The organism is Arsukibacterium sp. (assembly GCF_036735525.1).
Classification (GTDB): Bacteria; Pseudomonadota; Gammaproteobacteria; order Enterobacterales; family Alteromonadaceae; genus Alishewanella.
This window is the reverse complement of record NZ_DAINOE010000172.1, coordinates 1,901-2,779: the sequence shown is the minus strand read 5'-3', so window position 1 is coordinate 2,779 and position 879 is coordinate 1,901. Positions and strand designations below refer to the sequence as shown.

The 879-nt window shown below is 42.8% G+C and carries 2 protein-coding genes; both read right to left on the bottom strand.

Translation table 11 applies throughout. The features are described from left to right. Positions 1 to 121: 121 nt before the first annotated feature. Positions 122 to 277 carry a hypothetical protein gene (locus V7D78_RS16860; protein WP_333609615.1) on the bottom strand — a complete coding sequence of 52 codons (156 nt, stop codon included), beginning with the start codon at positions 275 to 277 and terminating at the stop codon, positions 122 to 124. Beyond that, a complete protein-coding gene (locus V7D78_RS16855) occupies positions 277 to 723 on the bottom strand; it encodes a hypothetical protein (RefSeq protein WP_333609614.1) in 447 nt (148 codons plus the stop codon). Before V7D78_RS16855 ends, V7D78_RS16860 begins: the two co-directional genes overlap by 1 nt. Positions 724 to 879: the final 156 nt, after the last annotated feature.

Sequence of the window (879 nt, the reverse complement as noted above, 5' to 3'; positions counted from 1 at the left end):
CTGTTGGCCAATTCATCTAATCACCTCCAAAACCTTAATTATCCCTTTGCTATAAAACCGACCCTTAGCACAGACATAGCCGAAACTGTATGGCTTAAGCGTCACTTGCTCGCCTGTTTTTCTAATTTTTGCTCTTATTTGCATTTTTGTACACCTCCGCTAACCTATCTTCCAAAACATTCCACAGCCACAAATTACCCTCTGCTGCTGCTTGAAAAAGCCCCGCACCTTTCTTGCGTCTAATGTCGTTGCGGGGTTTTATTGTTGGCATTTTCATTAAAATAACTCCTGCTGGTATTCGGTAAACGCTTCACAGCTTTCAGTGCAGCCGCCTGATTCTTTGCGCTTCATGCTGCGAATGCTGCCATATATTTCATCGCGGCTATGTAGCTCGAATTTTGCTATAATGCTTTGCATTGTGTTGCTTCCGCGATACATAACACCCTTTGGTATGATCTGCGTGTAGGTTTCAACAAACAAGCCCTCCGTTTGCTTTTCAATAGGATGACTCAGCCTGTCACTGCCAGCTTCGATTGCCGCAACCCATTCAGAAGCTAATTCCGGCTCATCTCTAGCGGCAAGTGCCAGCTTGTTTACTGACTTCTTAATGCAAAAAACGCAATTCCCTAAATGCTCCTGCATTTCCAAATCAAACGGCATCCCCGACCAGAAATCAAAAATATCATCTTTTTCAAAATCAGATATTTCAGCTAAGTATCGCAAGGCTGGATTTCTGCCAATCTTTAGCCGCTTTGGCTCATCGTAGCGTATCCCAAGCCAAGTAGTGTAGTTTCCTTTGCCGTATTTGTCGTTACAGTATTTGTGATCTGTTGAGTTGATGCTATATTATCCAAGGTAGTAATTAATGGTATTATGTCT